30 protein-coding genes are annotated in these 25,665 nt (G+C 47.7%); 28 read left to right on the top strand and 2 right to left on the bottom strand.

The annotated features are described in order from the left end of the window. Positions 1-73: 73 nt before the first annotated feature. Both R7V76_RS04605 and R7V76_RS04600 read left to right on the top strand, forming a co-directional pair. The gene (locus R7V76_RS04605) at positions 74-1,339 is read left to right on the top strand and encodes a Glu/Leu/Phe/Val family dehydrogenase (RefSeq protein ID WP_290828732.1); all 1,266 of its coding nucleotides are present in this window, start codon (positions 74-76) and stop codon (positions 1,337-1,339) included. A gap of 116 nt (positions 1,340-1,455) precedes the next feature. Further along, a complete protein-coding gene (locus tag R7V76_RS04600; RefSeq protein WP_318091442.1) occupies positions 1,456-2,445 on the top strand; it encodes a YpdA family putative bacillithiol disulfide reductase in 990 nt (329 codons plus the stop codon). A 60-nt stretch (positions 2,446-2,505) separates the two neighbouring features. Here R7V76_RS04600 and R7V76_RS04595 read toward each other — a convergent pair whose 3' ends face one another. After that, positions 2,506-3,474, bottom strand: coding sequence for an asparaginase (locus tag R7V76_RS04595; RefSeq protein WP_041261650.1), 969 nt, complete (start codon positions 3,472-3,474; stop codon positions 2,506-2,508). Positions 3,475-3,625: 151 nt separating this feature from the next. Between R7V76_RS04595 and prsW the strand changes: the two genes are divergently transcribed. The 26 genes from prsW to R7V76_RS04465 all read left to right on the top strand — a co-directional run bounded on the left by prsW (position 3,626) and on the right by R7V76_RS04465 (position 24,646). Then, positions 3,626-4,285 (top strand): glutamic-type intramembrane protease PrsW, encoded by a 660-nt coding sequence (prsW, locus tag R7V76_RS04590; protein ID WP_290828725.1) that lies wholly within the window; start codon positions 3,626-3,628, stop codon positions 4,283-4,285. Positions 4,286-4,310: 25 nt separating this feature from the next. Further along, positions 4,311-4,967, top strand: a complete 657-nt coding sequence (locus R7V76_RS04585; RefSeq protein WP_318091441.1) for a flagellar brake protein — start codon at positions 4,311-4,313, stop codon at positions 4,965-4,967. An 84-nt stretch (positions 4,968-5,051) separates the two neighbouring features. Continuing rightward, entirely contained in the window at positions 5,052-5,723 is a 672-nt protein-coding gene (gene cmk, locus R7V76_RS04580; RefSeq protein ID WP_318091440.1) for a (d)CMP kinase, read from the top strand. Further along, a complete protein-coding gene (locus tag R7V76_RS04575) occupies positions 5,720-6,319 on the top strand; it encodes a lysophospholipid acyltransferase family protein (RefSeq protein WP_318091439.1) in 600 nt (199 codons plus the stop codon). The genes cmk and R7V76_RS04575 overlap by 4 nt, the downstream gene beginning before the upstream one ends. Before the next feature lie 93 nt (positions 6,320-6,412). Beyond that, positions 6,413-7,546 (top strand): 30S ribosomal protein S1, encoded by a 1,134-nt coding sequence (rpsA, locus tag R7V76_RS04570; protein WP_012370676.1) that lies wholly within the window; start codon positions 6,413-6,415, stop codon positions 7,544-7,546. A 123-nt stretch (positions 7,547-7,669) separates the two neighbouring features. Then, positions 7,670-8,980 (top strand): ribosome biogenesis GTPase Der, encoded by a 1,311-nt coding sequence (gene der, locus R7V76_RS04565; RefSeq protein WP_114595554.1) that lies wholly within the window; start codon positions 7,670-7,672, stop codon positions 8,978-8,980. A gap of 17 nt (positions 8,981-8,997) precedes the next feature. Further along, entirely contained in the window at positions 8,998-10,023 is a 1,026-nt protein-coding gene (locus tag R7V76_RS04560) for an NAD(P)H-dependent glycerol-3-phosphate dehydrogenase (RefSeq protein ID WP_318091438.1), read from the top strand. Between the two features lie 39 nt (positions 10,024-10,062). Beyond that, complete coding sequence (locus R7V76_RS04555) at positions 10,063-10,239, top strand: DUF2768 domain-containing protein (RefSeq protein WP_012370673.1); 177 nt, start codon at positions 10,063-10,065, stop codon at positions 10,237-10,239. After that, positions 10,236-10,970 (top strand): hypothetical protein, encoded by a 735-nt coding sequence (locus R7V76_RS04550; RefSeq protein WP_012370672.1) that lies wholly within the window; start codon positions 10,236-10,238, stop codon positions 10,968-10,970. The genes R7V76_RS04555 and R7V76_RS04550 overlap by 4 nt, the downstream gene beginning before the upstream one ends. Positions 10,971-11,055: 85 nt before the next feature. After that, on the top strand, positions 11,056-11,328 hold the full coding sequence (locus R7V76_RS04545; RefSeq protein ID WP_012370671.1) for an HU family DNA-binding protein: 273 nt from the start codon (positions 11,056-11,058) through the stop codon (positions 11,326-11,328). A 142-nt stretch (positions 11,329-11,470) separates the two neighbouring features. Continuing rightward, positions 11,471-12,049, top strand: coding sequence for a heptaprenyl diphosphate synthase component 1 (locus R7V76_RS04540; protein ID WP_012370670.1), 579 nt, complete (start codon positions 11,471-11,473; stop codon positions 12,047-12,049). A 22-nt stretch (positions 12,050-12,071) separates the two neighbouring features. Beyond that, positions 12,072-12,779: a demethylmenaquinone methyltransferase gene (locus R7V76_RS04535; RefSeq protein WP_012370669.1), complete on the top strand. Its 708-nt coding sequence runs from the start codon at positions 12,072-12,074 to the stop codon at positions 12,777-12,779. Between the two features lie 49 nt (positions 12,780-12,828). Beyond that, positions 12,829-13,743, top strand: coding sequence for a polyprenyl synthetase family protein (locus R7V76_RS04530; protein ID WP_318091437.1), 915 nt, complete (start codon positions 12,829-12,831; stop codon positions 13,741-13,743). Between the two features lie 94 nt (positions 13,744-13,837). Next, entirely contained in the window at positions 13,838-14,254 is a 417-nt protein-coding gene (gene ndk, locus R7V76_RS04525) for a nucleoside-diphosphate kinase (protein ID WP_012370667.1), read from the top strand. Between the two features lie 140 nt (positions 14,255-14,394). Then, the gene (locus tag R7V76_RS04520) at positions 14,395-15,168 is read left to right on the top strand and encodes a CheR family methyltransferase (RefSeq protein WP_318091436.1); all 774 of its coding nucleotides are present in this window, start codon (positions 14,395-14,397) and stop codon (positions 15,166-15,168) included. Positions 15,169-15,191: 23 nt separating this feature from the next. Beyond that, a complete protein-coding gene (gene aroC, locus R7V76_RS04515) occupies positions 15,192-16,346 on the top strand; it encodes a chorismate synthase (RefSeq protein ID WP_318091435.1) in 1,155 nt (384 codons plus the stop codon). Further along, positions 16,343-17,401, top strand: a complete 1,059-nt coding sequence (gene aroB, locus R7V76_RS04510; RefSeq protein ID WP_318091434.1) for a 3-dehydroquinate synthase — start codon at positions 16,343-16,345, stop codon at positions 17,399-17,401. Before aroC ends, aroB begins: the two co-directional genes overlap by 4 nt. Then, entirely contained in the window at positions 17,392-18,645 is a 1,254-nt protein-coding gene (gene aroA, locus R7V76_RS04505) for a 3-phosphoshikimate 1-carboxyvinyltransferase (protein WP_318091433.1), read from the top strand. Before aroB ends, aroA begins: the two co-directional genes overlap by 10 nt. Before the next feature lie 43 nt (positions 18,646-18,688). After that, positions 18,689-19,951 carry a tetratricopeptide repeat protein gene (locus R7V76_RS04500; RefSeq protein WP_012370662.1) on the top strand — a complete coding sequence of 421 codons (1,263 nt, stop codon included), beginning with the start codon at positions 18,689-18,691 and terminating at the stop codon, positions 19,949-19,951. A gap of 28 nt (positions 19,952-19,979) precedes the next feature. Then, the gene (locus R7V76_RS04495; RefSeq protein ID WP_012370661.1) at positions 19,980-20,507 is read left to right on the top strand and encodes a ReoY family proteolytic degradation factor; all 528 of its coding nucleotides are present in this window, start codon (positions 19,980-19,982) and stop codon (positions 20,505-20,507) included. A 196-nt stretch (positions 20,508-20,703) separates the two neighbouring features. Further along, positions 20,704-21,144 carry a DUF2487 family protein gene (locus R7V76_RS04490; protein ID WP_114595567.1) on the top strand — a complete coding sequence of 147 codons (441 nt, stop codon included), beginning with the start codon at positions 20,704-20,706 and terminating at the stop codon, positions 21,142-21,144. 104 nt (positions 21,145-21,248) lie between these two features. Next, complete coding sequence (locus R7V76_RS04485; RefSeq protein ID WP_026828085.1) at positions 21,249-21,755, top strand: ubiquinol-cytochrome c reductase iron-sulfur subunit; 507 nt, start codon at positions 21,249-21,251, stop codon at positions 21,753-21,755. Between the two features lie 3 nt (positions 21,756-21,758). Continuing rightward, positions 21,759-22,430 (top strand): menaquinol-cytochrome c reductase cytochrome b subunit, encoded by a 672-nt coding sequence (qcrB, locus tag R7V76_RS04480; RefSeq protein ID WP_012370658.1) that lies wholly within the window; start codon positions 21,759-21,761, stop codon positions 22,428-22,430. Positions 22,431-22,471: 41 nt separating this feature from the next. After that, positions 22,472-23,263, top strand: coding sequence for a menaquinol-cytochrome c reductase cytochrome b/c subunit (locus tag R7V76_RS04475; RefSeq protein WP_214848919.1), 792 nt, complete (start codon positions 22,472-22,474; stop codon positions 23,261-23,263). 56 nt (positions 23,264-23,319) lie between these two features. Continuing rightward, positions 23,320-23,919, top strand: a complete 600-nt coding sequence (locus tag R7V76_RS04470; RefSeq protein ID WP_318091432.1) for a DUF1405 domain-containing protein — start codon at positions 23,320-23,322, stop codon at positions 23,917-23,919. Between the two features lie 46 nt (positions 23,920-23,965). Continuing rightward, positions 23,966-24,646: a zinc metallopeptidase gene (locus R7V76_RS04465; RefSeq protein ID WP_012370655.1), complete on the top strand. Its 681-nt coding sequence runs from the start codon at positions 23,966-23,968 to the stop codon at positions 24,644-24,646. A 69-nt stretch (positions 24,647-24,715) separates the two neighbouring features. On the opposite strand, the gene R7V76_RS04460 is transcribed toward R7V76_RS04465, so the two are convergent. Continuing rightward, on the bottom strand, positions 24,716-25,603 hold the full coding sequence (locus R7V76_RS04460) for a YitT family protein (RefSeq protein WP_290828686.1): 888 nt from the start codon (positions 25,601-25,603) through the stop codon (positions 24,716-24,718). Positions 25,604-25,665: the final 62 nt, after the last annotated feature.

Below are 25,665 nucleotides of genomic sequence, written 5' to 3'. Positions count from 1 at the left end.
CTCGGAAAAAGGTATACTTTATCCGAACAAGGAAACGGCATAGGGGATGCCACTTATGGGGAGGAACGTTGGAATGATCACTGACCAACAACACGCAAATCATCGCAAGAATGTACTCGAAGCAACACAAGAAATCGTCAAGGAAGCCCTTGAGAAGCTGGGTTATCCAGACGAAATGTATGAATTGTTGAAAGAACCACTTCGGATGCTGACGGTCCGGATTCCGGTTCGGATGGATGACGGATCGACAAAAATCTTTACCGGATACCGTGCCCAGCACAATGATGCGGTCGGTCCGACAAAAGGCGGAATTCGTTTCCACCCGAATGTAACGGAAGTCGAAGTCAAGGCCTTGTCCGTCTGGATGAGCCTAAAAGCTGGAATCGTCGATCTTCCTTATGGTGGTGGTAAAGGCGGGATCATTTGTGATCCGCGTGAGATGAGTTTCCGTGAGATTGAACGATTAAGCCGCGGTTATGTCCGTGCCATCAGTCAAATCGTTGGTCCGACGAAAGACATCCCAGCACCGGACGTCTTTACGAATTCACAAATCATGGCTTGGATGATGGATGAGTACAGTCGAATCGATGAATTCAACTCACCAGGCTTCATTACAGGGAAACCATTAGTCCTTGGTGGTTCGCATGGTCGTGAGACGGCGACGGCGAAAGGTGTCGCCATCATGATTCGTGAAGCAGCTGCTAAAAAAGGAATTACACTTGAAGGAGCACGTGTTGTCGTTCAGGGATTCGGTAATGCCGGAAGCTTCTTGTCGAAGTTCATGCATGATCTTGGTGCGAAAGTCATCGCCATCAGTGATGCGTACGGTGCGTTACACGATCCGAACGGTCTTGATATTCCGTATCTGCTCGATCGCCGTGACTCATTTGGTACCGTCACGACACTTTTCAAAAATACCATTTCGAATAAAGAGTTGCTTGAACTGGAATGTGACATTTTAGTACCGGCAGCCATCGAAAATCAAATTACAGAAGACAACGCCCATGACATTAAAGCAAGTATCGTCGTCGAAGCGGCGAACGGTCCAACGACTAACGAAGCGACGAAAATTTTAGCGGAACGTGAGATTTTGATTGTTCCGGACGTCCTTGCTTCAAGTGGTGGCGTCACCGTCTCTTACTTTGAATGGGTTCAGAATAACCAAGGGTATTACTGGACGGAAGAAGAAGTTCATGAAAAACTTGAAAAAGTGCTTGTGAATTCCTTTAACCAGGTGTATCAGACGGCACAGACAAGAAATGTTGACATGCGACTTGCGGCATACATGGTCGGTGTCCGGAAAATGGCGGAAGCATCACGATTCCGCGGTTGGGTTTAATCTAAGTCAAGTCCACTTCGTCTAGAAGTGGGCTTTTTTTTGTATGGTTATTTCTTTCTTCGACGGGAAAGATTTGCTAAGATGAAAAAAAAGCAAGTGGAAGAGGCGAAAGAGATATGTTGGATTGTATCGTCATCGGCGCAGGACCTTGCGGATTATCCGCGGCAATTGAAATGCAGGATCGGGGACTGACTGTCGAAGTGATTGAAAAAGGAAACATCGTGGAAGCGATTTATCAGTATCCGACACACCAGACGTTTTTTTCAAGCAGTGAAAAATTAGAAATCGGCGGTGTGCCTTTCATCAATAAAGAATTAAAACCGAAACGGCAAGATGCCCTTGTCTATTACCGGGAAGTGGTACGGCGAAAAGAGGTCACTGTGCGACCGTTTGAGACGGTTCAAGAGGTCGCGCGCATCGAAGGTGGGTTTAACGTGACATCGCTCCGTAATGGGCAAGTCGTGACGCGCACTGCCAAATCGGTTGTACTGGCGACCGGTTACTACGGATTGCCGAATCTGATGAACATCCCGGGCGAAGACTTACCGCATGTCTTCCATTACTTTAAAGAAGGCCATCCGTTTTACGGTCAGGATGTCGTCGTCATCGGCGGGAAAAATTCGAGTGTCGATGCGACCATCGAGCTCGAAAAGGCAGGTGCCCGTGTGACGATGTTGTATCGCGGGGAATCCTATAGTCCGTCCATCAAACCGTGGGTCCTGCCGAATTTCGAATCGTTGGTACGGGCAGAAAAAGTAACGATGGTGTTCGACGCGACGATTGATGAAATTACAAATGCGGAAGTCAGGTATTCCGTTCGTGGTGAACAGTCGGCTGTCAAAGCAGATTTTGTGTTTGCGATGACGGGATATACACCGGACATCGGTCTGTTTGCTGATGCGGGCATCGAAATCGATCCGGAAACAGGGATTCCTGCATTTGACGAAACGACAATGGAGTCGAACGTTCCGGGAATCTACATTGCTGGTGTCGTGGCAGCTGGGTATGATGCCAATAAAATCTTCATTGAAAACGGACGATTCCACGGCGGATTGATTGCAGATAGTCTCAAGCACCGCCTGAAACCAGAAACAGCTCGACCGTGATTTATAGGCAATAAAAGGGAGAGGCCTCTACGGAAGCCTCTCCCTTTTGCCTGCATAATTTTATTCGACGCGGAAAGATTCTTCCAAAGCATGATGATTGGCACCGATTTCAAGTTCAATCATTAACTTTAGCCGTGCTTTTTGAGAATTCAATCCATTCGAGAAGATCACGCCCAGTTCTTTTAACTGTTGACCGCCTCCCGTATAACCGTATACGTCCTGGACAATCCCGTTAAAACAACGGCTGACGATGACGACAGGCATCTGTTCGGTTAACGACTGGATCGCATCGACCAGGCTTGGCGGCACGTTTCCTTGACCGAGAACTTCGAGTACAAGACCGTCGTATCCGAGTTCGCTGATCGCAAGCAGTAAATCCGGTTCCATCCCGGCGTACACTTTCAAGACGGCGACACGTTTACTCAATTGTGTCACCATATGAGTCGGTTTAAGAAGCGGAGTATTAAATAAGTAAACGTGATCTTTTGTGACCATCCCTAAATTTCCGAAATGAACGGATTTGAACGTATCGACTGAAGAAGTATGGGTTTTCGTGACATTAAACGCCGAGTGGATTTCTCCGTTGAAGACGACGAGGACGCCTTTGTCTTGAGCAGCTGCACTGACGGCAACCCGTAAGGCGGTAATCAAATTAAATTCACCGTCAGATCCGACTTCGTTGGACGAACGCATGGCACCGGTCAAGACGATGGGGATAGGAGCTCCGATTGTGAGCTGGAGAAAATAGGCGGTTTCTTCCAATGTATCTGTGCCGTGCGTGATGACGACTCCGTCATATCCGCCGGTCTGTAACTCCTCTTTGATGAAATGAGCCAGCCGCAACATGATTTCCGGTGTGATGTGTGGAGACGGAAGGTTCGAGAAGTGACGCGTCGTAATGTCGGCGATATCGGTCGCCCGTGGCAACGAGGCGTCCAGAGGATTGATCTCATTCGGTAAAACGTGACCGGAATGATTTTGCGCCATCGCGATGGTGCCTCCGGTATGAATCAAAAGTAATTTTTTCATTAAGCAGTTGTCGTCGGATAACGAACAACCTTCACCTTCTTTCCGGTCATTTTCATTAACATTGTACCCTTTTTTTCAAGAGAAACAATGGGTGCGGTTTTCTTTTCCGAGAGAAACCTTTATTCTAAGAGAATAGGAAGGGGGAGGAGACGTGTTACCAATCGTTTTCTCAGGAATTGCCCCAGGAATTGCATTGCTGACATATTTTTATTTACGCCACGAACACGAGTCAGAACCCGTAGGCTATATCCTACGTAGTTTTATTTTCGGGATACTTCTTGTTTTTCCTTTAATGTTCGTTGAATACATCATCCAAAGTGAATTTGGTGGACTCGAATCGATTCAATTGGTTCGTTCGGCCGTGACGGAAGAGTTTGCAAAATGGTTTGTTGTCTTTTATACCGTGTATATCCACCAACGGTTTAATGATTATTATGACGGAATCATTTATGCGGTCGCTTGTTCCTTAGGGTTTGCGACACTGGAAAATATTTTATATTTAATGGTTAACGGGACGGTTGAACATATGATTTTCCGTGCCTTGTTACCGGTCTCGGGGCATGCTTTATTTGCAGTCATCATGGGATTTTTTATGGGGAAAGCCAAGTTCTCGACACATCCGTATCGTTGGCTCGCCTTATCGATTTTCGTTCCCATGGTTGTACACACTATCTTTAATTTGTTAATATTGGAAAATGGTGGTATATCGGTCGTGCCGATTTTATTTATGATCGGATTATGGATTGTCGGCCTGTATCAAATTCGAAGCGCCAATCGCTTGAACCAACGACACAACAGAAAAAGTAACTGAATAGAATGGGCTGGGAGAGAGTAAGATGATAGAAACTGGAGATTTAGTCATGTTGACTAACCAAGAGGACCGTCAAGGACGGACGAAAGTGACGGCCGTGACCAATCGGTTGATCTGGATCGAGGCACCGAGTGAAGTTTCGACGTTAAAAACCTTTATTTTATCGGATCAGGAACAAGTCGGATTTTACTTTTTTAAGGAAAAAGGAAAGCTGTATGGATTTGAGACCGAAGTCGTCGAACGTCAAAATGATCCGTTAAGAGGCCAGCGTTATGCCTTACGCCGGCCGAAGGAAGAAATGATCCAGCGTGTTCAGCGCCGACAGTTCGTCCGGGTGCCTCAATTGCTGGACGTAGCCGTTCACCCGCACAAAACAGCGTTTGAACCGTTCACTTCCGTCACGCTCGATTTATCGGCAGGCGGTATTTTAGTGTTGGCAAATCAAATTCCGATCGAAGTAAAGGATGAGCTCGAATTAACCTTCTTACTGCCGACGGGAGATGGTGCGACACATACGGTCGATGTATTGGCAGAACTTGTTCGTGTTGACCCGCGAGAGACGCGGTATGAACTGGCCTTTCAATTTACCCGGATCAATGACCGGAGTCGGGAACTGGTCTTACGGCACTGTTACCAAGCGCAAATGAAAAATTCACGGCGTGGAACGAATCCATTCACGTAAGCGTATTTTTTTGCTATGATAACGGTCGATACTATACACCACTTACGTTTTACGTTGGTGAAGATGGAAGGAACGAAGTCACTCATGAAGAAGATTCAAATTGCCTTAGACGGACCTGCAGGTGCCGGGAAAAGTACGATTGCCAAACAGTTAGCATCACATCTCGATTATGTTTATATCGATACGGGAGCCATGTACCGTGCGGTCACGCTTGCTGCGTTGGAACAAGGACTTGATTTAGAGAACGGACCTATTCTTGGAGAATTGATGAAATCACTTGATATCCGACTGACACCGGGCGAACAGGGACAACGTGTGTTCATCGGAGAACGGGAAGTGACGGATGCGATTCGAACAAATGAAGTCACGAATAATGTTTCATTTGTCGCCCGCCAAGCAGAAGTCCGGTCAGCACTGGTCGTCGCACAACGTAAACTGGCGGAGCGGGGAGGCATCGTCATGGATGGACGTGACATCGGGACGGTCGTTTTGCCGGAAGCCGAGCTGAAGGTCTTTTTGACGGCATCGGTCGAAGAACGCGCCAGCCGCCGTCACCGGGAGAACATCGCCCGTGGAATGGACAGCGATTTAAAAGGATTACAGGATGAAATCGCGCTGCGCGATAAACGGGACAGTGAACGAACGGTCTCACCGCTTAAACAGGCGGATGATGCGATTTATCTCGATACGACAGAACTGAACATTGATCAAGTCGTTGCACGACTGACTGAACTGGCAGAGGGTGCCTTAAAATGAAACGAAACGAATTTGTCTATCGGCTCGCACGATTCATCGTTCTGATCATTGCCAAAACGGTGTTTCGTTTAAAGGTGACAGGTAAGGAAAATATTCCGTCGGACGGATCGCTCTTAGTCTGTGCCAATCACAGTTCCAACTGGGATCCGGTGTTCTTGGTCAGTGCCATTCCGACAAGCCGCTCTGTCCGCTACATGGCGAAAGAGGAACTGTTCAACATTCCGGTTCTCAAACAAATCATGATTTCAGCCGGAACGTATCCGGTCGGTCGCGGACAAGGAGATCGCCAAGCATTGAAGCGGACGATTGAATTGCTGAATTCGGATGAAACAGTCGGAATTTTCCCGGAAGGAACGCGGTCGGCTCCCGGCGAGTTTATATCTGCTCAACCCGGCGTCGGATTTTTTGCTTTGCGTTCGCCGGCCCAAATCTTACCGATCGCCATCATCGGCGATTACCGCCCGTTCCGCCGGATGCGTGTTGCCATCGGAAAACCGGTTGATATTTCGGATTTAAGAGATCAACGGGGAGCGGCAAAGGCAATTTCTGAACGTATTTTGGAAGAAATTAAAACCGTCTACTTCAATCACGCGTAATGCCTTGACAAATAGTCAGAATTGTAAGAAGTTAGAAGAAGGTTAAACGTAGTCATACGTTTCTTGTACTCATCGTGAGGAGGTTGTGTTGGAATGGTCGAAGAAATGAAAGATATGCCTGATTTTGAAATTCATCGGGACCAGGTAGTAACCGGAACGGTCGTGAAGATTGAAGACAAGCAAGCACTCATTGATATCGGATATAAGACAGAAGCAATCCTGCCGATTAGCGAAGTATCGAGTCTCCATCTGGATGACATTCAAGGTGCACTCAAAGTCGGTGATGAACTACAAGTAAAAGTTAAGAAAATTACAGATGAAGAAGTAGTCGTTTCCAAACGTGAAGTCGATGCCTTACAGGCATGGGAAAAAGTTGAGGCGAAATACGCATCGGGTGAAATTTTTGAAGTCGTTGTGAAAGATATCGTCAAAGGCGGACTGGTCGTTGATATCGGTGTTCGCGGATTCATTCCTGCTTCGCTCGTCGAACGCCACTACGTGGAAGACTTTTCGGATTATATCGGTCGGACGATTGCTGTTAAAGTCGTCGAACTGGATCAAGAAAAAAATCGTGTCATTCTTTCGCATAAAGCTGTTGTCGAAGGCGAGCTGAACGCAAAGAAAAAAGAGACACTGGAACATCTCGAAGTCGGACAGGTGCTAGAAGGAACTGTCCAGCGTCTGACGGACTTCGGAGCATTCGTTGACATCGGCGGTGTTGACGGGTTGGTTCACATTTCAGAAATGGCACACCACCGCGTGGAACGTCCATCGGATATCGTGACGGAAGGTCAAAAAGTCGAAGTGAAGGTCCTTGGTGTTGATCGGGACACGGAAAAAGTGAAACTCTCGATCAAAGAAACACAACCGGGTCCATGGCAACAGATGGAAGGCAAAATTGAAGCGGGAGACATCGTCAAAGGACGTGTCCGCCGGATCGTTCAATTTGGTGCTTTCGTCGAACTGGCACCTCAAGTGGAAGGATTACTTCACATTTCGCAAATTGCCAACCGCCATATCGGATCGCCATCCGAAGTGCTTGAAGAAGGTCAGGAAATTGAAGCAAAAGTTCTCGAGGTTCATCTTGCAGAACATAAGATTTCCTTGTCGACACGTGTGCTTGAACAGGAAGATTCGTCGAATGATGACTACTCTCAGTATACGGATCAAAACGAAGGATTTTCGGTAGCCGATCTTTCGGAGAAGGAATCGGATACAAAAGAATAAAGCAGTAAAAGTGAACACGAAACGTGTTCACTTTTTTTATGTTCGGATAGATATGGTATAAAACCGCTTCATTTGGTACAATAGAACGGCTATGAAGCGAGAGAAGAGAAAGAAGGTGTTGGGATGGCAATTCCAGTAGTGGCGATCGTAGGTCGCCCAAATATCGGAAAGTCGACGATTTTTAACCGGGTGATTGGAGATCGGGTTTCGATCGTAGAAGACAAGCCAGGTGTTACCCGCGACCGTATATACGGAACTGGAGAATGGCTGAATCGTCATTTTCATTTGATTGATACAGGTGGAATCGAAGTCGGGGATGAGCCCTTACTTCAAATGATGCGTCATCAGGCGGAGCTCGCCATTGATGAAGCGGACGTCATTATCTTTATGGTCAACGGCCGTGAAGGCATTACATCAGCGGATGAAGAAGTAGCAAATATGTTATTCCGTTCAAATAAACCGGTTGTCATTGCGGTCAATAAAGTCGATAATTTTGAAATGCGCGATTTAATGTATGAATTTTATTCGCTTGGATTCGGTGATTTATATCCGATTTCCGGTACACATGGTTTAGGACTCGGAGATATGCTCGACCGTGTGCTTGAACTGGCACCGGATAAGGAAGATATCGAGTACGATGAGGATACAATTAAATTTGCTTTAGTCGGACGTCCGAACGTCGGGAAATCAAGTATGACGAACTCCATTCTCGGTGAAGAACGGGTCATCGTGTCAAGTGTCGCCGGTACAACCCGCGATGCAATCGATACGCCGTTCTCACGGGATGAGCAGGAATATGTCATCATCGATACAGCCGGTATGCGTAAACGCGGAAAAGTCTATGAATCAACAGAACGATTCAGTGTCATGCGTGCACAAAAAGCCATCGAACGGGCGGATGTCGTCTGTGTCGTATTAGATGGTGAAGAAGGAATCATCGAGCAAGATAAAAAAGTTGCTGGTTATGCCCATGAAGCAGGCCGTGCCATCGTCATCGTCGTCAACAAATGGGATGCCGTTGAAAAAGACGATAAGACAATGAAAAAAATGGAAGAAGAAATTCGCGAAGAATTCCGATTCCTTGATTATGCGCCAATCGTCTTCGTCTCGGCGAAAACGAAACGTCGTTTACAGACGTTACTTCCTGTCATCAAACAAGCGGCGAAGAGTCATGCACAACGTATTCAAACAAGTGTCTTGAATGATGTGATCGTCGACGCTGTAGCGATGAATCCTGCACCAACGGATAAAGGGGTTCGTCTGCGGATCAACTATGCGACACAGGTCGCTTCCCGTCCGCCGACATTCGTTTTATTCGTCAATGATCCGGAATTGTTACACTTCTCATACAAACGTTATCTGGATAACCGGATTCGTGAAGCCTTTGATTTTACAGGAACACCGATTCGGATTCTGGCACGTCAAAAACAATAAGGACAAGGTGAATCATGATGAAAAAAATTGCAGTCATTGGAGCTGGGAGCTGGGGAACCGCACTCTCACTCGTTTTAGCCGATAACGGTCATGAGGTCACTCTCTATGGGCGGGATCAAAAAAATGTTGATGCCATTAATCAAAATCATGAAAATACGCAGTTCTTACCAGGTGTGACGTTGCCGGAATCACTTCGGGCAACTACTGTTTTAAGCGAAGCCGTCGAAGGGGTATCCCATATCTTGATTGTGACGCCTTCTTCTGCGATTCGTTCTGTATCGCGTCAATTAAACGAGTTGTTGACGGAACCGGTTGTGCTGATTCACGCCTCGAAAGGGATTGAACCGAAAACACACTTACGGTTGTCGGAACTGATGGAGCAGGAGATCGATGCCTCCAAACGTTCGGCGATTTGTGTGTTGACAGGTCCATCCCACGCGGAAGAAGTCGCATTACGGAAGCCGACGACCGTGACGGTTGCTTCCACTGACATGGAAGAGGCGGGACGGGTGCAGGAATTGTTTACGAATGATAACTTCCGTGTCTATTTAAACGCCGATATTATCGGAGCAGAACTGGGCGGAGCGTTCAAAAACATCATTGCCTTAGCAGCCGGTATGGCTGATGGATTAGGGTACGGTGATAATGCCAAAGCAGCCTTGATCACCCGCGGGATGGTCGAAATTGCCCGACTCGGAACATTGTTCGGTGCCAATCCGATGACGTTCACCGGGTTAACGGGAATGGGCGACTTAATCGTGACCTGTACATCGGTCCACAGTCGGAACTGGCGCGCCGGAAATGCGATCGGCCGGGGCGAAAAACTTGAAACCGTTCTTGAGAACATGGGAATGGTCGTCGAGGGCGTCCGGGCGACACAAGCCGCTTACGATTTAGCAGAAACGAAACAATGTGAGTTACCGATCACGACAGCGCTCTATCATGTCTTATTCGACGGACATACTCCGGCAGAAGAAGTACAGAAATTGATGCGCCGTCCGCAGAAAAATGAGATTGAACATCTGTTTACGATGAAAGATTAACGGAGTGGGGTGGAAACCTTGAGTCCTGGATTACTAAAAATGTGGATTTCGTTCGCCGGGATTGGTCTGTTTGCGATCAGTGTCTTATTGGTCACAATCAGTCGGACGAAATTATCCGGTGCTTGGCAGTTCTTGATGTCGACCATTGCTTTTCTTTGTTTTATCGTGGCATCGATCATCATGGTCTTTATCGTCATGGCAGGTCCAAGTGCATGAAAAAACTTTTAATAGTCTTTATGTTGATTCCGGTCATGTTGTTATCCGGCTGTCTGTTTCCGGATAGTCAAAAACCGTCGAATCGGGTTCCGTATCCGGAACAAATTCGAACGGTTCAAAATGCAGTAGACGCGTATCAAAAAGATACTGGCGTTTTGCCGATCAAAACAAGAGAAGCGGATACACCATTAATGGAACGGTATCAAATCGAACTCGGACGTCTGATTCCACGCTATATGAGCGACCCTCCTCCGAACAGTTTTGAAGGGGGCGGGACCTTCATTTATTTACTCGTGGATGTCGAGAAAAAGCCGACGGTTAAATTGATGGACTTGCTTGTAGCAGAAGAACTTCAAAAGCTTCAAGTTCGCATTGATACGTACCGTAAGAAAAATGATAAGTATCCTTTTAAAGGTTCGATCGGGAAAAATCAGTTTACGCTTGATTATAAGAAGCTGTTTATCAAAGAGGAACCGAAAGTACCGAGTCCGTATTCGGATGAAAAACTGTCGATCTATGTAGACGGCCAGGGGCAGTTGTTTATCAACTATTTGCCTGAACTTAAAAAAGCGGTCGAAACAGCGAAGAAAAAGCCGAAAGTCGGCCAAGATATTCGGCATTTGCTCTACGATGAGCAACCATTTGTTCCTGCATACTCCCAAAGTTACACAATCAACAAAAAAGGCGAACCTGTGTTTTCTGAGAAATCGATCGAAGAATCAGAAAATTAATGGGGATTATGACGAAAATGTTGTAATATCAACGTTTATAAGGTATGATTAGCCTCGAAGAAGTGATTGGGAGGGGGTGAACGTAATGAACAAAACTGAACTCATTCAAGCAGTTGTCGAAAAATCAGGTCTGACTAAAAAAGACGTGACGAAAGTTGTCGAATCAACATTCGAATCGATCACTGAGACACTTCAGTCTGGAGAGAAAGTCCAATTGATTGGCTTTGGTAACTTCGAAGTCCGTGAACGCGCAGCTCGTAAAGGTCGCAACCCACGTACAAAAGAAGATATCGAAATCCCAGCAAGCAAAGTACCGGCTTTCAAACCAGGTAAAGCATTGAAAGATGCTGTTAAGTAATTCGGCTACATAGTCGTTCGAGGAATTCCTCGGACGGCTTTTTTTGTGGACATTGAGAGACGAGAAAACGAACTGATTATGGTATATTAAAAAAGAAGAAAATCCATCAACGAGATGGCACTGGAGATCGGGGGGTAAAAGCATGAATCATCAAGAGCTGCTCGTGGAAGAAATGATCACCGCACTCACTACAAAACAAACGACACAATTGGCTCGGCATGTGGATTTCCCTTCCATCAATCGTGAACAAATCAGTTGGTTGATCGATGTCGCCCAAAATGAAACGTTGGCTTGGCAATCACTTGTCAAAGGTGTGCATTATGCACAGGTGGCCTTACTGTTACATGAACGTGTCGGAGAAACCAAAAGAGGTTCAAAAGAACGACAACTGTTGGTTCTGGCGGGAGATTTATTTTCGAGCTACTTCTTTGAAGAATTGGCGTCGCTTCCCCAAACGGCACTCGTAACACTCGGGCGGACCGTTCAGCATGTGAACGAAGCGAAATGTGCCCTTCATGAGGAAAACTACGATTCAACCGAAGAGTATGTCTTATTATGGTTAAAGGCAGAATTCGGATTGGTTCAAGGACTAGCAGCGATTAGCGGAAGAGACTGGTTGACGGAGGACGGACAACGTTTGATTCGTCAACGGGCACAAAGCTTACAATCAAGTGCTCAACAACTGTTATTATCTCATCTGGAACAGATGGCAGTAGCGTAATATCTTCGAAAGGGTGAACTGCGTGCAGACACAAGAAAAAGAGAAAAAAGTATATGAAGTGTTTCAATCGATTTCAAGCAATTATGATCAAATGAACTCCATCATTAGCTTCCGCCTTCATAAATTGTGGAGAAAAGAAACGATGCGCCGGATGAACGTGTTTCCAGGTGCGAAGTGTCTCGACTTATGTTGCGGAACCGCTGATTGGACGATTCAGCTTGCGAAAGCAGCCGGTCCGACCGGTGTCATCAAAGGACTTGATTTTTCCGAGAACATGCTGAAAGTCGGTGTTGAAAAAGTTGAGGCGCTTGAGATGAAAAATGTCGAGTTGATTCACGGGAACGCGATGGAGCTTCCGTTTGGCGATCATTCGTTTGATTTCGTGACAATCGGATTTGGACTGCGGAATGTGCCGGATTATTTGCAGGTCATCAAAGAAATGCACCGGGTCCTAAAACCGGGCGGGACGGTCGTCTGCCTTGAGACAAGTCAACCGACGGCACCGCTGTTTAAGGAAGCCTACTCTCTGTATTTCGGAAAAATCATGCCGCAGGTCGGTCGTTTGTTTGCCAAATCCTACGATCAATACAACTGGTTGCAAGAGTCAACGGAAGTTTTCCTTGATCGTGTCGAACTGAAACAACTGTTTGAACAAGCCGGATTCATGCAAGTGGAAGTTAAAGCATTTGCAGGTGGGGCGGCTGCAATGCACCTCGGAAAGAAGTGGTGAGATGTCACTGCATTCTATTTATCGAGACGTAACCAAAGAAGTAAATTTAGTGGATCAATTTTTGATCCGTCATATCGCATCGAGCGATCCGACCATCGATGCTGCCGGACAACAATTGCTTCAAGCAGGCGGTAAACGCATTCGGCCGGCCTTTGTATTGCTCGCATCAAAGTTCGGTCAGGCCGACCGTGATGAGCTGGTCCGTGTTGCAGCCAGTCTTGAACTTGTCCATATGGCTTCACTTGTCCATGATGATGTGATCGATGACGCGGAACTGCGTCGCGGCAAACCAACCGTCATGCAACATTTTGATGAAGAAGTGGCTCTCTATTCCGGTAATTTTTTATTCGGTGAGGCGGTTAAGTTGATCGGAGAAGTCGGCAAGCCGGAACTGGTCCAGGTGATGGTCCATGCGATGCGTGAAATCTGTGAAGGTGAAATCGAGCAGATTTACGATCAGTACGACTGGGAACAGTCCATCAAACGCTATATTAAACGGATCGAACGGAAAACGGCTATCTTAATTGAAGCCAGTTGTCATCTCGGGGCGATCGTCTCGAACTGTTCACCGGAAGATACAAAGGCGTTACGACAATTTGGGCGTGACATTGGTCTAGCTTTCCAAATTGCAGATGATTTGCTTGATTTTACAGCGAAACGGACTGAACTTGGAAAACCTGTCGCAGAAGATTTACGCCATGGTCATAAAACATTGCCTGTATTTTATGCGTCAGAAGATCAAGACTTTTTCCGGGAGTTACAAAAGATCCGCTCAATGCCGAGTCATGAAGAGGTGGCTCCTTTACTGGACCGGTTGCAACGATCAGATGCTTTGGAACGAACGCAACAAACCGTCGATTTATACATTCGGCGGGCCATTCTTCGTTTGAGTCATCTTCCGAAATCATCAGCGAAACGGTCGCTGGAAGAAGTCGCCCGGTATGTCGGGAAACGTAAAGGTTGAAAAAATGTAAAAAATTTCTTGCCGCTTGTCCATTTACGCAGTAAACTTACTATGTAAGCGCTTTTTTATCTGTATTTCATAGGGGGAACTAGTAATGGAGCAAACGTTTTTAATGGTAAAACCGGATGGCGTTGAACGAGGTTTGATTGGGGAAATCATCGCTCGTATCGAACGTAAGGGATTCGTAATTCGTGAAATGAAAATGATGCAGGTGACTGAAGAATTAGCACAGGCTCATTACGCGGAACACGCAGAAAAACCATTTTTCGGAGAGTTGGTCACTTTCTTGACATCTGGTCCTGTCGTCGCACTTCGTGTTGAAGGCGAAGATGTAGTCACGGTCTCGCGGATGATGATTGGTAAAACGAAACCGACGGAAGCACTTCCGGGAACGATTCGGGGCGATTTTGCAAACACGATGAGCGAGAATGTCATTCACGGTTCAGACAGTGTTGAAAGTGCCGAGCGTGAACTCGGTCTTTGGTTTCAAGGACAACCGTTAAACGTTTGAGATCGGCAAGACGATTGAGCAACTGCTCAATCGTCTTTTTTTGTTTTTTGGAAAGGAAATGGCTTTATGCTAAGATAGAAAATAAGACAGGGAGTGCCTAAAAAGCAATCCCGCCAGAGAGAGGATTTGTGAGGTGGACTATGCAGGACTATGAGCTTTTCATCCAACGTTTCTTGAAAAAATCAGGAATTGATTTAGGACAATATAAAGAAGCCCAGATGAAGCGGCGATTAACAGCATTACGTGATAAAAAAGGATACAGTACATTTGCTTCTTATATGCAGGCGATGGAAAAAAGTTCGACTTTGTACGAAGAATTTTTGGATCGGATGACGATTAACGTCAGTGAGTTTTTCCGGAACCCGATTCGATGGCAACAACTGGAGCAAGATATCTTGCCGGTGTTGCAGGCCCGTGCCCACGGGCGGATCCGGACGTGGAGTGCCGCCTGTTCGACAGGTGAGGAGCCGTATTCGTTGGCGATGATCCTAAACGAAAAGCTCGATCCGGCACAATTTACGATTCAAGCAACGGATTTAGATGAGTTAGTCCTTGAGAAGGCGAAACAAGGCCGCTACGGGGTGTCCGCTTTAAATGAAGTGGAAGCAGGACGAAAAAAACGTTATTTCATCGAACAAGAACAACAGTTTGAAGTCGTTCCTGAAATCAGACGTCTCGTTCGGTTCAGTAAACATAATTTACTCGGTGACCGGTATGATACAGGATTTGATTTGATCATCTGTCGAAATGTCTTGATTTATTTTACAGAGGAAGCGAAGGCACATGTCTACCGGTCATTCGTCGAAGCTTTGAAACCGGGCGGCATTTTGTTTGTCGGCGGAACAGAACAGATTTTCCAACCGGAACGATTTGGCTTAAAGATGAAACAAAGCTTTTTTTATGAAAAAATTTAATGGATAAAAGGGGATGAGGCAACATGCGTTACATGACAGCAGGTGAATCACACGGTAAAGGATTATCGGTCATCATCGAAGGAATCCCTTCTGGTCTCATCATTGATTTTGATAAAGTGCAACATGAGATGACACGACGTCAAGGCGGTTACGGTCGTGGACGGAGAATGCAAATCGAACAGGATGCGGTAGATGTCCGCGGGGGGATCCGGCACGGCTATACGACGGGCGCACCGATCAGTCTGTTTATTGAGAATAAAGACCATACGCACTGGACGAAAGTCATGCAGGCCGAACCGTTGCAGGAGGAACTGGAACGTCCGCGGACGCTGACACGTCCACGCCCGGGTCATGCCGATCTGGTCGGCGGATTAAAATACGGACACCGGGATTTACGCGATGTCCTGGAACGTTCGTCCGCCCGGGAAACGGCAGCACGTGTCGCAGTCGGTGCCATTGCCAAACAACTGCTCGGTCAACTGGAAATCGATGTGTTTTCTCATGTCCGCTCCATCGGGGGCATCGATTCGGAGTTCGTCAACCCGATGGAGTACCGGGAAGTGATTGAGGCGTCACCTGTTCGCTGTGCCGACGAAGCGGCAGCAGAGCGGATGATGGCGGCGATTGACCAAGCTAAAAAAGACGGAGATACATTAGGCGGGGAAGTCGAAGTCGTCGTGACGGATATGATGCCGGGGATCGGCTCCTTTACACAAAATGAGACGAAACTCGACAGCCGGATCGCGCGGGCTGTGATCAGTGTCAATGCGATGAAAGCAGTCGGATTTGGCGACGGATTTGATTTGGCGCGCAGAAAAGGCAGCACCGTCCAGGATGAAATCCTGCACGACGAAACCGGATATTTCCGCAAAACGAATCATCTGGGCGGGATTGAAGGCGGAATGTCGACCGGAATGCCGATTCGGGTCCAAGTGGCGATGAAGCCGATTCCGACGTTATATCGTCCTCTCCAGTCCGTCGATATCGAAACAAAGGAGCCGTTTGTCGCTCAGGTCGAACGCAGTGATGCCTGTGCCGTTCCGGCGGCGGCAGTCGTACTGGAAGCCGTCGTAGCCGTCGAGATTGCGGCAGCTGTCCTTGAGATGTTCGGTACATCGACGCTTGACCGCCTGAAACAGGCTGTCACAGCTTACCGGGAGGAGGTGCGTCTCTTTTGACGCATCTGACCATCCGGGCGAGCCGTCCTTATTCCGTCTATGTCGAACCGGATGCCATCCGACAGATTCATGAAGTGAAACAAGCGCAGGAAGCGGATCGATTCTGGATCATTACGGATCAGACCGTGGCAGATCTGCATATGACATCAATCCGCCGTCAACTCGAGCACATTTTTCCGATGACGGCTCAGCATGTCAGTACCGTCGAGCCGGGGGAAGGCAGTAAATCCTTATCCGTCTATCAATGGTTGCTTGAAGAAGGAATTGAACAGGGCGCAACACGAAAGACGATGATTCTTGCTGTCGGGGGCGGTATGATTGGTGATTTAGCGGGATTCGTCGCTGCGACTTTTCTGCGTGGTATTCCCTTCATTCAAATCCCGACAACATTACTTGCACATGATTCGAGTGTCGGAGGAAAGGTTGGATTAAACTTACGTTTGGGTAAGAACTTAGTAGGTGCCTTTTATCAGCCGTCTGCCGTTTTATACGATCCGGCTTTTTTACAAACATTGTCCGACCGCGAATGGAGAAGCGGTTTTTTTGAATTACTGAAGCACGGATTATTGGCGCGTCCGCCGTTTGCGGAAGAGCTGTTCGGATTGGGGCTGGCAGACATCAAACAACTGCCGCTCGCCGACTGGATTTCAGCCGGCATTCAGGTGAAACAGCATATCGTAGAGCAGGATGAACGGGAAACCGGCATTCGTGCCTTTTTAAACTACGGGCATACCTTCGGCCATGCCGTCGAATATGCGAGTGAGGATCTGTCCCACGGAGAAGCGGTCGGGATCGGACTGGTTTTTGTATCGATCCTTGAAGGCAACGAACGTCAAGCCAAACAATTGGTCGAGCTGATTCACCGGCTCGGTGTCGTGTTACCGGAACGTCAACCGTTTGAAAGATACTTGGAATTGATGAAACGGGATAAAAAAAATGATGCATCGATTCGATTTGCAGTAAAAGGTCAAGATGGATTTGCCTTGGAAGCAATCGATCATGAACGTCTAAAGAACGCATATGATCAAACAGTGAGGTGTTTACAGTGGGCTTAAGAGGGACAGTACGCGTACCGGGCGATAAATCGATGACCCATCGCGCTTTTTTGATGGGTGGAATCGCAGAAGGGACGACAGTGATTTCAAATGCCTTGTTAGGGGCAGATTGTCTGGCATCACTTGCAGCAGTCGAGGCACTTGGGGCACAAATTCAGCAGACGGAACAAGACATCCGGATTACCGGTACGACTGCTCTAAAGGCAGCGACGATCGACTGCGGTAATTCAGGAACGACGATTCGTTTGCTGAGTGGTATTTTGGCGGGCGGTCAGGAAACGTACACCTTAACAGGAGACGCTTCATTACAACGACGGCCGATGGACCGGGTGACAGTGCCGCTTGCGACACTCGGAGCAGACATTGAGGGGACATACGCGCCGCTGACGATTCACGGTCAACCGCTTGTCGGGACGACCTACACGTTACCGGTTGCGAGCGCTCAAGTCAAAAGTGCGGTTTTACTAGCCGGATTGTTTGCGACCGGCGAGACGACGGTCGTCGAACCGATTCTGTCACGGGACCATACAGAACGGATGTTGCCGAAATTCGGAGCCGATCTTACCATTCAAGAACAGGAGCAGGGACGGCGAATTCGTCTACAAGGACCGGTCCGCCTGCAGGCCACGACGATCGATATTCCGGGTGATCCTTCTTCTGCCGCCTTTTGGTGGGCGGCGGCTGCCTTAGGAGCTGACAGTCGGATTACGACGGAACATGTCTTGATGAATCCAACCCGGACTGGATTTTTACAAGTGTTACGGCAGATGGGAGCCAGTGTCGAAATCACGAACCGCCGGGAGACGGCGGGAGAAGAAACGGCTGACGTGACGCTGATGACGACCTCTCTGCAGTCCGTGGCGATTGAAGGAGAACAAATTCCTTCGTTGATCGACGAAATTCCGTTGCTCGCCCTGCTTGCGACACAAGCCGAAGGACGGACCGTCATCCGGGATGCAGCGGAACTGCGTGTTAAGGAGACAGACCGGATCGAGACGGTCGTCTCGACGCTGCGAAAGATTGGTGCGCAGATTGAGGCGACGGAAGACGGCATGATTATTGACGGACCGACACCGCTTGTCGGAGCGACGGTCGACAGTGCTGGAGACCACCGTTTGGCGATGATGTTGACGATTGCTTCGACATTACAGCCGGAAATCGTGGTCCTCGGGAATGAAGTAGTTGAAGTCAGCTACCCGACGTTTTATGATGATTTAAAGACACTGCAACAAACGAATCGCTGAAAAGATCTCGAACAGTGAAATAGAGGAAAGTGAGGCGTTTGCCTTGAATGAACACGTATTAAAAGAAATAGTCGAGAGTCTCGAACACGGGCATACGTCTGAAGCGTTAGTCGCACTCGAACAACTCGAAAAAACAGGAACGGACGAAGATCGTCTGGCGGTGGCTGATTTGTACATCGAATTAGGATTATCCGACCGCGCCGTCGATCTGCTGGCTCCGTTGTACGTCGATTACTCAGGGAATGCCGGTGTGGCATTATTACTTGCCGAATGTTACATCGATCTCGACCGGGAAGAAGAGGCCATCACGGTCTTGGAACAGGTGGATGTGACGGATATCGAAAATGGTCCCCGGACGTTGGTGTTGCTCGCCGACTTGTATCAGTCTCAAGGGCTTGATGAAGTAGCATTGGCCAAGTTAAAAGAAGCCCGGGAATTAGCACCAAATGAACCGTTGCTTGCCTACGGACTGGCTGAACTGTATATGACACTCGGTGCATTTGATCAAGCAGTTCCTTTGTTTGCTGAAATTGCGGCTGATCCGGTTTTGCGGGAAGAATTGCCGCTTGATGCTCTCTATGCGGAAGCATTGGCCATGATCGGGGAGTTCGAAGAAGCGATTCCACTGTATGAACGTGCGGTAGCGGAACGGTCGGATCTGCATACATTGTTCGGACTCGCGATGACGGCGCACCGGGTCGGACAACACCAAAAAGCAGTCGAGACATTCCAACAACTGATTGCCCAGGATCCCGATTATACGTCGGCATATGTGCCGTACGCGGAAAGTCAGGCTGAACTCGGACTGACGAAAGAAGCGCTTAATGTCATCAAACAGGGGATCGAGCGCGACGATTACAATGATGAGTTGCGGACGATGGAAGCATTGTTCCTCTTGAAACTTGGAGACCGGGAAGGCAGTGTGAAAGCATTGCGTGAAGCTCTGGCCCTCAATCCGGAATCACTCGTCGCGGCCGAAAGACTGCTCGCACTGCTCGCGGAAGATGAAGATCACGATGCGACGCTTGAAACGATTTCCGCCATCGAAGAACATGTGACGGCACCGATTCTGACCTGGTACCGGGCACGCTCGTTATATGCATTAGAAGAGTATACGCAAGCGATGGAGAAATATGCGCAAGTAGAGGCTGCGTTTGCCGATGATGCGTTATTCTTAAAAGAGTATGGATATGCGCTTGTGGAAGAAGGACGCCGGGACGAAGGGTTGATCTTATTACGCCGGGCGGCTGCACTGACACCGGAAGATGCAGATTTAGTCGACTATGTCGAACGAATGGATGGATGACTTCACTGGAGAAGGGAGTAGGATTAAGATGACAGAGAGAAAGCAGCGTTTCTTGCGCCGCATCTTGACCTATTATACGTTGAAACGTCGGGAATCAAAGTGGATCATCGATTATTGGCTTCGAAACGATTCGAAGCTCGAACAGGTTCACTTTGTTCAAAATGCCATGTTTGCGCCAAAAGCAATGATCATTACGACATATGGATTTGATGCAGACCCGTTTCTCTTTAAAAAAGGAGAGGTCAAAACGACCGATCCGGAAAAAGCCTACCATGATATTCGATTGACGGATGAGCCGCTGTATATCGAGTTGAACTTTCAAGGGATGATGATGGATGACGAGTACCTCTCGCTGTTGGAGGAAAATCCGTTCCGACCGGAAGTAGCCGTTGAACCGAAACTGGCCGATGCTGCGATGAATTTCATTGCGGCGACGGTCAACCGTCAAGAAGAAGAACGTTTAGTCCGATTGATCGACGAGGCGCTTGACGCCCGGGATAAACATCGTTTCCAATCGCTTTCGGACGAATTGCGAATCATCCGCAGCCAACTCTGATTGAAAAATCGAGTCGTTTGCCTTCCTTCGACTGTACTGAAGGGAGGCTTTTTTTCGAAATCGAAACTAAGGGGAAAATATGAAGAAAAATTGTAGCTAATTTCATAAAACGTTCACATTAAAGAAGCAGTAACAAAAGCGGATATGATACATTAAATGTGACGAAATGTAAGTGAACAGGAAAGGGGGGAATGACTTGCGTTTCAAACCATCCGATGTTCAAAGGACGAGAAACGAACAAGCGTATATCGATACGTTGATTGTCCCATTGATTCCCGTCGGATTCGACGAAGCGATGCATGCTTTCTCGGAATGTGCAGATATGACGATGACCGTCGCGACGGAAGTCGAACGGCAATTGTCGGGACGGGCAATGCTTGTACCGCCGATGACGTATATCGGTGAACCGTCCATCGACCAGCTTACGAGTTGGGAACAGGCGGCATCTTCAGAACAGTTTCGATTTGTGACGTTCATTACTGCCGATTTACGGTGGAAAGAGACATCGGTCACGGACATTATTTATGTCCCACGTTTATCGCTTGAGACGATGAGCCGCGATCAACAAGGTCAGATGGTCGGGAATTTTGTCGGGCAAGTCTTAGAGCAGTTAGGAAACCGCTGGACCGCGCTATGAAGCGGTTGACGCAATGATTTTATTAAGATACTATTACCATGTGAGAAATTTGTGTGAAGTACCGTGGTCTTGGGGCACAGTGTACATCACGAGGGGGGATCGAGATGGCTCAAAACGGGTCTAACGTAACACGTCGTCAATTCTTGACGTATACATTGACTGGAGTCGGCGGCTTTATGGCGGCGACGATGGTCATGCCGATGGTCAACTTCGCAGTTGATCCAGTCCTGAAGAAATCAGGAGCAGGCGATAAAGTAAAAGTAATGAAGTTGTCGGACATCACGACAGAACCAAAACGGGTTGACTTCAAAAAACAAACACAGGATGCGTGGTATGAGTTTGAAGAAACGTTATCTGCGTGGGTGTTTAAAAATGATAAAGGCGAAGTGTTAGCTTTATCACCGATCTGTAAACACTTAGGATGCCAGGTCAGTTTTGGAGCGGATCCGACGCACCCAGAACAATTCTATTGCCCATGTCATTTCGGCCGGTATACGAAAGACGGCGTCAACGTACCAGGTACGCCTCCGACGAAACCGCTTGATGAATATGAAAAGCAAGAGAAAGATGGTTTCCTTTACCTAGGTAAACCAGTCGAAAGAGGTGCGTAAGCGATGATGCAAAAAATTTATGATTGGATTGATGAGCGCGTTGATATCACGCCGCTTTGGCGGGATATTGCCGATCATGAAGTTCCAGAACACGTTAACCCGGCCCATAACTTCTCAGCATTCGTTTATTGTTTTGGCGGGTTGACATTCTTTACGATTGTCATCCAGATTCTTTCAGGAATGTTCCTGACAATGTATTACGTACCAGACATCATCAATGCGCATGCGTCCGTGTACTATCTTCAAAATGAAGTAGCTCACGGTCAAATCGTCCGTGGTATGCACCACTGGGGCGCATCGGTCGTCATCGTAATGTTGTTCTTACATACATTACGTGTCTTCTTCACAGGTTCATACAAAAAACCACGTGAATTGAACTGGGTTGTCGGCGTACTGTTGTTCTTCGTTGTCTTAGCACTTGGTTTGACAGGATACCTGTTGCCATGGGATATGAAAGCATTGTTCGCGACAAAAGTTACGATTCAAATCGCGGAAAGTATTCCTGTCATCGGTGGTATTGCAAAAACACTCCTGGCGGGTGGAGAAATCGTCGGTGCAAGCACAATCGCTCGATTCTTTGCGATTCACGTCTTCTTCCTTCCTGCAGCATTGTTCGTCTTGCTCGGGGCCCACTTCATGATGATCCGGAAACAAGGGATCTCTGGACCACTTTAAACCGACACTTATTATTAGACAACTAAAAGGGGGAGAACACGATGCATCGTGGTAAAGGAATGAAATTCGTCACCGATTCACGGGTGTCGATCAACAACCGGATGCCGAACAAGTCAAAAGACTATTCGGAGTATCCAGGTCGGACGGAAGCGTTCTGGCCAAACTTCTTGCTTCGCGAATGGATGGTAGGAGCGGTCTTCTTGATCGGCTTCATGACCTTGACAATCGTTGAAGCAGCACCGCTTCAAAATATTGCTGACCCGACGAATACGTCGTACATTCCACTTCCGGACTGGTACTTCCTATTCCTCTATCAGCTCTTGAAATACCAATTCGCGGCTGGTCCGTACATTTTAATGGGAACGGTCATCCTGCCTGGTCTTGCGTTTACAGCATTGCTGGTAGCGCCATGGCTCGACCAAGGATTGGAACGCCGCCCGGCAAAACGTCCGATCGCCGTCAGCATGATGTTACTTGCAATCGTATCGATCGTCTTCTTGACATGGGAATCGGTTCAGACAACACACTGGGATACTATCCACAAACAAGGTGAGTTGACAATGAACGAAGGTCCAAAAATCGATACATCCGCAAAAGGATTCGAGATTTACTCGAACCAATCATGTGTCAACTGTCACGGTAAGAACCTCGAAGGCGGCGCAGCAGCTCCAGCCCTCGTTGGGACGAAAAAGACAGAAAAAGAAATTTATGATATCGCAGTCAAAGGTGTCGGTTCGATGCCTGCTGGACAGTTCAAAGGTTCAGATGCCGAACATAAAGAACTTGCTAAATTCATCGCTTCATACGGTGAAGGCGGAGAAAACAATAAATAAGACAACCGGCCGGGGGAATTTTCCTCCGGTTTTTGTCTATCATGAGGTGACAATACATGCCGTTCATTCATCTGTTAAAACATAAAGCTGTGCTTTGGCCACTCGCCTTGATTAATTTGGGTGGAACATTATACGGCTATTACTGGTATCAACCCCAACTGGCGCAGTCGAAGTGGTACTATTATCCGTTCATTCCGGACAGTCCGACGGCTTCGTTCTTTTTTACGATTATCGTCTTTTTATGGATTTTCAACCGCCGTTCCCGTTTATTTGAAGCCCTTGCCTTTGTGACGTTAATCAAATACGGGGTATGGGCGGTCGTCATGAATGCTTTGATGTTACGGGAACTCGGGACGGAGAATTCCTATTTGACAGCCATGGCGTTGATGCTGATGGTCTCGCATGGGGCGATGGCGTTTCAGGCATTGCTTTACGTGCCGGTCATGACGTTTCGGGTCAAAGAACTGGTCCTTGTCGCAATTTGGGTCGTCCATAACGATGTCGTCGATTATGTGCTCGGACAATGGCCCCGATATCCGGCACTCGCCGAACATATCCAGTGGATCGGGTACGGCTCGTTTTGGCTGACCGGATTATGTCTTTTGATGGGATATTGGTTTGTGGCACGCGATTCGATTGACAATAAGGTCGCTTGAACATAAAATAAGACTATAATCTTTTTTTATGAAAGGAAGCGACGACATGGCGAACTATTTGATTTATCTGGCCATCATCATCATCGTGCCGATTTGGGCGCAGATGCGTGTCAGAAAAACGTACAAGAAATATCAGGAAGTTCCGATTCACAGCGGCGTGACCGGAGCACAGGTCGCAGATTTCATCATGAAACAAAACGGAATCACGAATGTGCGTCTTGAACCAATCGGCGGAACGATGTCCGATCATTACGATCCAACGAATAAAGTCGTCCGTTTGTCGGAAGATGTTTACTACGGTTCGACTGTCTCAGCCGTCTCGATTGCTGCCCACGAAATCGGGCACGTCATTCAAGATGCAACCGACTACGGCATGATGCGGGTTCGTCACCGGATTGCGCCGGTGGCTTCGATCACATCCAACTTATCGTTCCCGTTGTTACTGATCGGTTTCCTCGCCGGAATGAGCGGACTTGCCATGCTTGGGGTCATTCTCATGCTCGGAGCCGTCATCTTCCAACTCGTCACGTTACCGGTCGAGTTTGATGCGTCGAACCGGGCGATGGCCCAGTTGACGGAACACGGGATCATCGATGCGGAAGAAGAGCGCGGCTCACGCCGTGTCTTGAATGCTGCAGCTTGGACATACGTTGCTGCGACACTCGTCGCGATTGCTGAATTCGTCCGTTTGGCTTTGATTGTCTTTGCACCGTCAAGTGATGACTAACTAATCGAATCGAAACAAAAAATGACGAGAAATCCGCAATGGATTTCTCGTCATTTTTATTGCCATTGATTACGTTTCTTTGATCGGAACCCGGTTTTCATCAAAGGTGAACCCTTCGCCCGTCACTTCATAGACATCGTGCAGGGTGATAAAAGCATGTTGATCGACTGATTTGACAAGTGTCTTCAATCGTGTGATTTCATTGCGGGCGACGACGACGTACAAGACTTCCAAGTCGCGTCCCGAGTAGCCGCCTTTGGCGATCAGACGGGTCGTCCCGCGGTTCATCGTCGCATGGATACCGTCTGCAATCTCCGTCCGTTGATCGCTGATGATCATCGCCGCTTTTCCGGCATAGGTGCCTTCCTGCATCCAGTCAATGACCCGTGCTCCGACGTAGACGGCAAGTAATGTATACATCGCCTGTTTATAGTCGAGATAGCTCAGTGAAGCGACGATGACAAAAAAGTCGAAGACCATAAACGTTCTGCCGATCGACCAGCCAAAATACCGTTTGGTCAAGCGGGCGATGATATCGACCCCGCCGGTCGTCCCGCCATTATTGAAAATGATACCGAGCCCGACACCGATGAAAACCCCGGCAAACAAGGCTGCGAGAACCATATCGTCTTTCAAGAAAATTTCAAGCGGAGAATATTTTGCAATCAATCCATACCAAATCGAGAAACTGAACGTTCCGATTAATGTATAGACGAACGTCGTCCGTCCGAGCAGTTTATAACTGACGAGAAATAACGGAATGTTGAGCAACAAGTTCGTAACGGACGGGGAAAAACCGAACAGTCCTTTCAAGATCAAAGTGATTCCGGTAAATCCTCCTTCTGCCAACTCGTTCTGCACGTTAAAATGATAAATACCAAAAGCGAAAATAAAGGATCCGATCAAAATCCAGATGATGTTTTGAATACGAATCGGAAACTGAAATGGGGGTGCCATCTGATTGCTCCTCTCTGACATGACTCTTTCTCTAGGGTAACGGCAGACGTCAAAAAAGACTA

This window comes from Exiguobacterium artemiae, from assembly GCF_033342815.1.
GTDB classification, from domain to species: Bacteria; Bacillota; Bacilli; order Exiguobacteriales; family Exiguobacteriaceae; genus Exiguobacterium_A; species Exiguobacterium_A artemiae_A.
This window is presented reverse-complemented; position numbering and strand designations above follow the sequence as displayed.

Bases quoted from the DNA above. Each gene is read 5' to 3' on its own strand.
- R7V76_RS04585 (WP_318091441.1), top strand. From the start codon at position 4,311: ATGATAGAAACTGGAGATTTAGTCATGTTGACTAACCAAGAGGACCGT.
- R7V76_RS04520 (WP_318091436.1), top strand. From the start codon at position 14,395: ATGCAGGACTATGAGCTTTTCATCCAACGTTTCTTGAAAAAATCAGGA.
- R7V76_RS04540 (WP_012370670.1), top strand. From the start codon at position 11,471: ATGAATCATCAAGAGCTGCTCGTGGAAGAAATGATCACCGCACTCACT.
- R7V76_RS04545 (WP_012370671.1), top strand. From the start codon at position 11,056: ATGAACAAAACTGAACTCATTCAAGCAGTTGTCGAAAAATCAGGTCTG.
- R7V76_RS04575 (WP_318091439.1), top strand. From the start codon at position 5,720: ATGAAACGAAACGAATTTGTCTATCGGCTCGCACGATTCATCGTTCTG.
- R7V76_RS04555 (WP_012370673.1), top strand. From the start codon at position 10,063: ATGTGGATTTCGTTCGCCGGGATTGGTCTGTTTGCGATCAGTGTCTTA.
- R7V76_RS04550 (WP_012370672.1), top strand. From the start codon at position 10,236: ATGAAAAAACTTTTAATAGTCTTTATGTTGATTCCGGTCATGTTGTTA.
- R7V76_RS04485 (WP_026828085.1), top strand. From the start codon at position 21,249: ATGGCTCAAAACGGGTCTAACGTAACACGTCGTCAATTCTTGACGTAT.
- R7V76_RS04600 (WP_318091442.1), top strand. From the start codon at position 1,456: ATGTTGGATTGTATCGTCATCGGCGCAGGACCTTGCGGATTATCCGCG.
- R7V76_RS04560 (WP_318091438.1), top strand. From the start codon at position 8,998: ATGAAAAAAATTGCAGTCATTGGAGCTGGGAGCTGGGGAACCGCACTC.
- der (WP_114595554.1), top strand. From the start codon at position 7,670: ATGGCAATTCCAGTAGTGGCGATCGTAGGTCGCCCAAATATCGGAAAG.
- ndk (WP_012370667.1), top strand. From the start codon at position 13,838: ATGGAGCAAACGTTTTTAATGGTAAAACCGGATGGCGTTGAACGAGGT.
- rpsA (WP_012370676.1), top strand. From the start codon at position 6,413: ATGGTCGAAGAAATGAAAGATATGCCTGATTTTGAAATTCATCGGGAC.
- R7V76_RS04470 (WP_318091432.1), top strand. From the start codon at position 23,320: ATGCCGTTCATTCATCTGTTAAAACATAAAGCTGTGCTTTGGCCACTC.
- R7V76_RS04595 (WP_041261650.1), bottom strand. From the start codon at position 3,474: ATGAAAAAATTACTTTTGATTCATACCGGAGGCACCATCGCGATGGCG.
- R7V76_RS04465 (WP_012370655.1), top strand. From the start codon at position 23,966: ATGGCGAACTATTTGATTTATCTGGCCATCATCATCATCGTGCCGATT.
- R7V76_RS04460 (WP_290828686.1), bottom strand. From the start codon at position 25,603: ATGGCACCCCCATTTCAGTTTCCGATTCGTATTCAAAACATCATCTGG.
- R7V76_RS04605 (WP_290828732.1), top strand. From the start codon at position 74: ATGATCACTGACCAACAACACGCAAATCATCGCAAGAATGTACTCGAA.
- aroC (WP_318091435.1), top strand. From the start codon at position 15,192: ATGCGTTACATGACAGCAGGTGAATCACACGGTAAAGGATTATCGGTC.
- R7V76_RS04495 (WP_012370661.1), top strand. From the start codon at position 19,980: ATGACAGAGAGAAAGCAGCGTTTCTTGCGCCGCATCTTGACCTATTAT.
- cmk (WP_318091440.1), top strand. From the start codon at position 5,052: ATGAAGAAGATTCAAATTGCCTTAGACGGACCTGCAGGTGCCGGGAAA.
- R7V76_RS04475 (WP_214848919.1), top strand. From the start codon at position 22,472: ATGCATCGTGGTAAAGGAATGAAATTCGTCACCGATTCACGGGTGTCG.
- qcrB (WP_012370658.1), top strand. From the start codon at position 21,759: ATGATGCAAAAAATTTATGATTGGATTGATGAGCGCGTTGATATCACG.